A 7,954-nucleotide genomic window follows, 5' to 3' on the forward strand; every position below is an offset into this window, starting at 1 on the left:
CTTTTTTTTTACCAGTTTATGTACTACGAAGAGAATAATGCAAGGTTTTTGAATGTCCCAATCCTATTTTCTTGCACTAACATCAGATTTTAACAGGTCAAAAGCCTTATTTTCAAAGGGTTTTACCATTATTCAGCAAGTCCTACTTAATCTTGATAGAAACGACTTTTTACTAAACAATAGGCTCTTTCATCGCCGTCACGACTGGCGGGATCGGAGTTTTCGGTATTACCTACTGTTATATAATCGCAAATTTCCCAGCCGGTTCGCTGTAAAATTCGGCGTAACCCGGCATTAGAAAAGATCCAATAGTTGGTGGAATCATTATTTGCTTCTAGTTCATCGAGTAAATAGGCTAGAGGAATCGCGGAAAGATCGACTCGATTAGCGGCATTACTCACCGTATTAAACTTAGTGACGCGGGTGCTAATCAGGCAATAATTGGCAGATTTTGCTAAGGTTTCGAGGGCATAGTAGGGATTTTTGAGATGGTATAAAATTCCTAAGAAGATGACTAAACTATAGCTTTTTTCTGGAAGGAGAAACTGGGAATCTAAGTTAACATCATGAATCTCCACAGAGGAAGAAAGAGCAGTTTTGAGCAGTTTAACCCCTTGCATAAGATTAAAGTTGGTAGGAGCGTAGTCCACTACCTGCACTTTACAGCCCAAAGATTCCAGAAAAAACGCCAGATCGCCATCGGCACAACCAATATCAACAATCGGTTTTTCCGAGATTAATTCTAGTAGAAAACGGTTTTTACCCGTTAATAGTAATTCGAGAATATCGAAGCAGGTTAAAGTGTTGTAAGGATACCAGCCAAAATTGTCGGGAGCGAGTTTTTCTTTTTCGGCATCTAATTGGACTCGAAACTGGCGGGACTTATTTTTAATGACGCTAATATCGAGAAGTTTCGGACTAATTTCTTGCAGTTCGGGAATGGTTAAGGATAACTGACCTAATCTTTCATAAAGAGCATTTTTTTCCCGAATCATTTCTTGTTTTTCTTGATTCAAACTCTTCAGATGATCTTTGAGAGAATCTCGTTCTTCAATTAAAGTCTCTCGTTCATCAACTAAGCGAGGATATTTCCAGAACTTAAGATATTTCTTGATTTTCATCTATCAATAGGGAGGAATTAATTTTACTGAGTTAGTCTAGGGGGTTTCTGGCTGTTCGATATTTTTACCAAAACCACTCTTATAATACCATTGATCGGGATCATTTGTCAATATATTTACCAAAAATTTTGAGTTTTAAAGTCAGATTATTATTGGCTTTTATCAAAATTAAGCTGAGAATTTTTGCAGATGATTTATTTTTAAGGATTATAGATTCGGGGTAACTTCCTTAGAGAAAAATTGACCTCCTGACTTGAAAGAGGGTGTAGGGTGTGGGGTGTGGGGTGTGGGGTGTGGGGTGTAGGGAAGGAAACCTCTTTCATCTGTGGGGGTGAAAATTTTTTCATCGGGACTGACTCCTGACTCCTCCAATTCTACCGGGGAGTAATGATTAGTTGCGATAATTTTCCAATATTTGGGAAAATCTCGACAATGGGGACAGTATTCAATCAAAACAGTGGTGGAGGATTTTCCTGGCATTCAGTCCAAACCAAGCCTCATCTCCGGGCAATCCGGGGAAAGAGGAGAGGTTGACCGTCATGACAGAAATTATATAGATTAAAATTAGAAAACTTAGGTAAATTGGCAAGATTTTAACTTTTTTCATGATCGAAGTTATCCCGCTTACATAATTAAAATTTTTTCTCTGCTTTTTAGACTTATTTTTGACAAATTTAGCAAGTTTGCCAGAGATATATTATCCTACTCGCCAGCTTCTTTGAGATACTGATTGATATGATAATTCGGGTTAACTTGACAAGAGTTCGAGCGCCTGTAAACGCAAGTTCCGTTAAAGCATTTCTCCCGTTGATAATCTCCGACCGCGGCAGTGTCTTGGTTAAATAATAGATAATTAAAATAAGGTTGTAGTTCCTCGAAATTTTGGTTATCTTTAAGGAAATAAATCGGTACATCTTGGTGTAAGTAGGCGTATCCCCCCGTGTACTGCCACGCCAATCCTTTTACTCCTAAACCGCACAGTTTTTTCTCGCTACTTAAATACTCATAGGCTTGTAATTGTCCGCCGTGGGTTTGCCAGTGAGTATAGCCCGGTTTTTGCCAAGGCGGTCCGAAATTAAAAGTCTGGTCCGTATTAAAACGCCCCGCCAGCAACCAAGAGAGAAAAGCCCAAAGAAGTAAACTACTAAAAATAACGATAGTTTTGCCGGCGAGGGAACCTCGCATTAACGATAAACGCGAGACGAGAGTGGCGATTCCCAAACCAGCGAGAATAATAATTAGTGGTAGGGCAGGGAACATATAGCGATATTCTTTGTGACCTAAAAAGCTGTGAGAGAGGATAATAACTAGGGCCAGAAGGGCGAGAATCCAGTGACGACGAGCAGCGATTGCACAGAAGACGAGGATCGGAAACAGCCACCAAGACCAATTGAGGGCTAACCAAGTAAAATATTGCTGCCAGGGGGATACGCCAAAACTATTAAATTTTCCTTCAAAAATATTAATCCAGATCAGTTTCCAAATCGATTGGAAGGGGGTGGACCAAGTGAAAGCGTCTAAAGCACCCCCCAGCAAAACCGGACCGATAAAACCGAGGGCAAGGGGCAGTAATTGTGGAAAATTTTTTTGTCTAACTTGATAAATGAGGGCGATGGCGATGGCAGGCAGTAAATGAAATCGAAGATAGGTGGTCAATCCATAGAAAAACCCTGTCCAATACAGTCGCTGACGAGAGGGGGGATTTTTGCCGTAACATCCTAAATAAACGCCGACTAGCAGGGAATAAGCGGCCATAACTTCGGTGAAGGCTTTCGGGGCAAAATAGATAAATTCAAACCAAATCGCACAAATACCGCCAGTGAGGATAGCGCCGGCCAAACCGATGCTTTCGTAGGCGATCGAGAATCCGATCCAAACGGGAATTAAAGATAGTAAACTGAGGAAAATCTTGATGCTGGCCAGATAGCCACTGGCTCCTTCCGAAAAACCAGCAGTTAGCTTCATAATCCCGCCAAGAATCCCCGGAAATAACCAAGAACGAATCCCGTCCCGAAAATCCCAAGGTATCATCCCATTGCCAAAAGCTAGTCGATGACCCTGTTCTAAGGTCTGAAAAATTTCATCCGGCCAGAGAATATTAGGATAAGAGAAAGCGGCATTTAGACGCAGGAAAAGCGCAAAAATAAGGATTAATAACAACCAAACTCTAGAATAATTTAACTGACGAATCATGTTGGCAACTAAGGACAAGATGTTTGCTTTAGGGGAAAATATAGGGATTTTTAACGGGGTAATTATTGTTACTGGGCTATCAAGCTAATGTTTTTTAGCATATTGCTGATGGTAATGTCAATCTCTTAAGTTATAGTTTAGTGGGGAGAAAGTGGGGAACTTTTCTGCCAGAAATGAGTCCCTTGCCTAGAGTTGGCTATAAAGATGAGTTTGCCCTTTGATATCCCTGAGAATTTACGAAGGAGAAATTATCGAGATGACTTAACCTCGATAATCGGGTATTTAATCGCTCTGGGTTTGTCAAAAAATTTAACCGTCAAACCATGATACAATAGCGCGGGTTCACCCCAAAAGATAAATAGCGAGCCAATTTCAGAATAATGCTGCAACGAGATTTTCCATTTAAGAATTTTGAAAAGTTTGATTACCGTCTATTTCTGGGTGTATTAATTACTGGATTAGGTTTTATCTTAAGATATTATCAGTACGATTCCTTGCCTCCCTATAACTGGACTCAAGATGAATTTGCCTTTGCTTGGAGTGGCATGAGTTTGATTCAAGATGGAGTTCCTACCAGTTGGTCTTTCCTCAGTCCCACGGATGATTTTTTGGTGACAGTTTGGGAAAAAACTGCTGTTCGTTATCGTTTTGTTACCCCTTGGTTTGATCATCCTCCCTTGTTTGGATTAATTGTGGGTATGACGGCTATTTTATCGGGAGCAAAGGAATTTTTTGACTGTAGTTTAACAGTAATTAGAATTCCTTCTTTAGTTTTTGGCACTCTCTCTATTTTCTTGCTTTATTTATTAGCTTTACGTTTGACTAATACCGGTGTGGCGATTATAACTTCTTTAATTTTTTCCACTAACCCCAATACGGTTTTTTTATCTCGTTTAGCAGTTAGTGAAAATTTATTATTATGTCTAAGTTTAGCGGTAGCAATTTTATTCCTTCAGTACGGTGAAAAGTCTCAAAAAAAGTATCTATACTTGGCTATAGTTCTAGGTGGTTTAGCACCTTTAGTTAAGGTGACAGGATTATATATTCTAGGTTCTCTAGTCGCTTTACTATTATTACAAAAAAATTGGCGAGATAGCTTAATCGCTTCTCTGACGGCAGTTTTATCCTTTGGTTTGTATTACCTTTACGGTTGGTTTTATGATTTTAGTTGGTTTTTAACTACTCTCCAAGAACATAAAAATCGCTTTACGGATTTTGCTATGTTAAAAAATCTAGTTTTACCTACAGTTTTTTTTGAGGATGGTTGGTTAATTTTTAGTTGGATCACTTTGCTGTTAGTTGCCAGATTTCCTTTGAAAATATCTAAAATACGATTAGTTATTTTTCCTATATTAATCTATACAATTCTTCTTATTTTTTCTGGCGCTCAAAGCCATTACTATGCTTGGTATGTAATTCCTTACTATGGATTTCTCTTTCTAGTGCTTGGTATATTCTTAGACGATTTTCGTAAAAACTCTGATTTTATCAGTGCTGCCACTATCTTTATTTTTCTTGTCGTTTGGTCGGTGAATTTAAATATTAAGGATTGGGTTTTGAGTTCCCCTTACGGTAGATATTACTTTATTATCGGAACGGCAATTATTTTAGGGGGATTTTTCTTTAATGATTTAACTGAGAAAAAATCGAAAATTTTAACTAATTTTGTCAAGATAATCATGCTGATCGTCTTTTTGGGATTGTTACTAGGTAATCTTAATCTTATCCTTAACTATAAATTGCCAAGTTAAGCGAGTAAAACTAAACAAATAAATCTTGAATTTTCAATTATGACAAACCTCAAACGTTTTCCACTTTCTCATCCCTTATTTTGGGCAATTACCTACTTTATTGCTTTGGGGATTATCTCGGTTATTTTAGGTCAAGATGTTAGTTGGGATTTACGCAATTATCATTTCTATAATCCCTATATGTTATTGACAGGAAGGTTTAAGTATGATGTCCTACCCGCACAGATACAAACTTTTTTTAATCCCCTGATTGATGTTCCCTTTTTCGTCGCTGTTTATTATCTGAAACTGCCTCCGATTGTCGTGGGTTTTTTCATGGGAGGATTTCACGGGTTAAATCAATGGTTAGTTCACCTAATTACCTATCATTCCCTCGATAAAGTTTCCGAAAGATACAAGATAACTCTAAGCATAGCGGCAGCGATTACCAGTATTTTTGGAGCAGCCTATATCTCGGAGTTAGGAACCAGTATTGGTGATAATACCACCAGTGTTTTCGTTCTGGGAGGATTATTTTTTATAGTTATTAGTTTAGGGAAAAATCTGCCAATTCCCTCTAAAAATATTCTTTTAGCTGGATTCTTATTAGGATTAGCAACGGGGTTTAAATTAACCAATGCTTTATATAGTATTAGCTTTTTGGTAGCTATTAATTTTTTACCTAATTCTTGGTCAGAAAAGTTACGCAATTTAATTCTATCAATTCTCTCAATGGCCGTGGGTTTTAGTCTCACTGCTGGTTATTGGATTATCCTAATGTGGACAAAGTTTGCTAATCCTCTTTTTCCCTTCTATAATAAAATCTTTCAATCTCCTTATATCGAAACCGACTACAATTTTAAAGGGATACAATATTTGCCTAAAGATATCTGGCAATGGTTGTTTTATCCTGTTTATTTTATCCAGAGACAAACTCTTGTCTCTGAGGTTCCTTTCCAAGATAGCCGATTAGCTATAACCTATTTATTGATAATTTTACTAATAGTAGTGATTATTTTTCGTGCTATTTCTAAGCGCAATCTATCTTCTGAACCTGACTTAACCCACGGTGCAGTTTTAGGGTTTTTACTGCCTTTTTCTCTGACCGCTTACTCTATTTGGTTAGTGGGATTTTCTATCTATCGTTATCTGATGCCATTAGAATTAATCACTCCCACTTTAATTATTTTGATTATTGCCTATCTTTATCCTCGCAAGAAACCATTATTAATCATAAATTTGGTAATATTTTCCTTAATTGTCACTACGGTTAAACCGATGGATTGGTGGAGAATGGGATGGTCAGATAATTATTTTGGTATCGATAGTCAAGCATTAAAACCCTACGAAAATTCCACGATTGTTATCTGGGGAGATGAAGGAACATCTTTTATCGTCCCTTATTTTCCCGCTTCGACTCGTTTTGTGAGACTCAAAGGCAATACTGGAGTCAGTGAGGGAACTTTAATGAGAAAAAATGCCGAGACATTTATTGCTAATACTCCCCCAGAATCTCTCTACATTCTCCAGACGGACTTTAATAAAAAATCCCCTGATATAGTGGAGGATTTAGCGAAGGAAAATCTCGTTATTGATTTCCAAAGTTGTCAACCCTTTCCCACCAAAATCGAAAAATTTAATCTCTGTCGTCTTCAGAAAAAGTAATTCTCTACCTTTTATCTGTAATGATTTATCTATTGACGGTTAACTACAATTGCGGGGAATTAATTAAGCGTTTAATCGCTTCCCTCAACGATGACTTATCTGCTACTCTCATCATTGTTAACAATTCCACTGAAGATAAAAATATCCAATCTTTAGCAGCGCAAAGAGTCAAGATTATTGAAGCGGGGGAAAATTTAGGATTTGGGAAAGGATGTAATCTAGGACTTGATTGGATTTATCAACAAGACAGAGAAGCTATCGTTTGGTTAGTTAATCCCGATGCTTACTTATTACCGGACTCTCTGGAGAAAGCAAGCAAATTTTTTCAGCAATATCCCGAAGTTGCCATCGCTGGTACAGAAATTTACGAACCGGATGGTAAAATCTGGTTTGGTTGGGGAAAATTTAATGCCAAAATCGGCACAATTAACGTGGTGGAGGAATCCTTAGACTATGGAGATAAACCCTATCTTATTCCTGACTGGGTGACGGGATGCAGTTTATTAATTAATTTCTCGAATTTTTCCACTTGTCCCCATTTTGATCCCGATTACTTTCTCTACTACGAAGACTTTGATTTTTCCCGAAGATACGCAAACCAAGGCTATTTAGTCGTTGTTACCAATCAGATTAAAATCATTCATGAACCATCTTCTATCACCCGTCGCTATGGTTATCTAAGACTAACTCATAATATCTATAGTTATCTTCTCAGTCTCGAAAAACATACGACTTTAACTATCCTTGTTTATCGCTTGCTGCGGATGAGTTTTATGTCTTTACTGATCCTTCCCATTAAACCCAAATTCTCCCTAGCTAAGTTAGAAGGAATTCAACTCTATTGTCAAAGAATTATCACTAAACTGCGTCTAGGTTGAAACCCGTATTTTTGCCGCTTCAGGCAGCAGGTATTATTCTTACTAAATCCTGTGTAAAAGCTATAGGAGAGCGGGGAGCGGGGAGTAGTGGTGATGGTGAGCTATCTTGCTGATTTAGTCTGACAGGTCTAATGACCCGAAAAATCAGGAAGAGTGAGCGATTCATGTTAATTTTTATCTCAAATGTCGGGGTGAAGACCGGAAGCGCTCAGCGCGACGGGATGAAACCCCGACCAATATAAAAGAGCGAAGCACGACTAAAATCTTGACAATCTCTGCTGTATAGGTTAACTTAAAATAAGTTGTTTGAGGTCGATAAACAATGATTATCTTAGAAATGAAAGCAGTGGTCAAACCAAGTCAGTCT

General features: G+C 38.0%; 6 protein-coding genes. 3 read left to right on the forward strand and 3 right to left on the reverse strand.

Annotated features, from left to right (window positions below):
* Positions 1-146 precede the first annotated feature (146 nt).
* The 3 genes from O9332_RS22130 to O9332_RS22140 form a co-directional block, all read right to left on the reverse strand.
* Positions 147-1,121, reverse strand: coding sequence for a methyltransferase domain-containing protein (locus O9332_RS22130; protein ID WP_004159353.1), 975 nt, complete (start codon positions 1,119-1,121; stop codon positions 147-149).
* Between the two features lie 207 nt (positions 1,122-1,328).
* A complete protein-coding gene (locus O9332_RS22135; RefSeq protein ID WP_004159354.1) occupies positions 1,329-1,601 on the reverse strand; it encodes a hypothetical protein in 273 nt (90 codons plus the stop codon).
* Between the two features lie 222 nt (positions 1,602-1,823).
* A complete protein-coding gene (locus O9332_RS22140) occupies positions 1,824-3,314 on the reverse strand; it encodes a glycosyltransferase family protein (protein WP_353852147.1) in 1,491 nt (496 codons plus the stop codon).
* Between the two features lie 380 nt (positions 3,315-3,694).
* On the opposite strand from O9332_RS22140, the gene O9332_RS22145 reads away from it, so the two are divergent.
* From O9332_RS22145 to O9332_RS22155, 3 genes are read left to right on the forward strand one after another with little or no spacing between them, the layout of a single operon-like run.
* Positions 3,695-5,065: an ArnT family glycosyltransferase gene (locus O9332_RS22145; protein WP_004159356.1), complete on the forward strand. Its 1,371-nt coding sequence runs from the start codon at positions 3,695-3,697 to the stop codon at positions 5,063-5,065.
* Between the two features lie 39 nt (positions 5,066-5,104).
* Positions 5,105-6,709 (forward strand): glycosyltransferase 87 family protein, encoded by a 1,605-nt coding sequence (locus O9332_RS22150; protein ID WP_004159357.1) that lies wholly within the window; start codon positions 5,105-5,107, stop codon positions 6,707-6,709.
* 20 nt (positions 6,710-6,729) lie between these two features.
* Entirely contained in the window at positions 6,730-7,587 is an 858-nt protein-coding gene (locus O9332_RS22155) for a glycosyltransferase (protein ID WP_004159358.1), read from the forward strand.
* Positions 7,588-7,954: the final 367 nt, after the last annotated feature.

The organism is Microcystis sp. LE19-10.1B (genome assembly GCF_027530565.1).
In the GTDB taxonomy this organism is placed as follows: domain Bacteria; phylum Cyanobacteriota; class Cyanobacteriia; order Cyanobacteriales; family Microcystaceae; genus Microcystis; species Microcystis aeruginosa.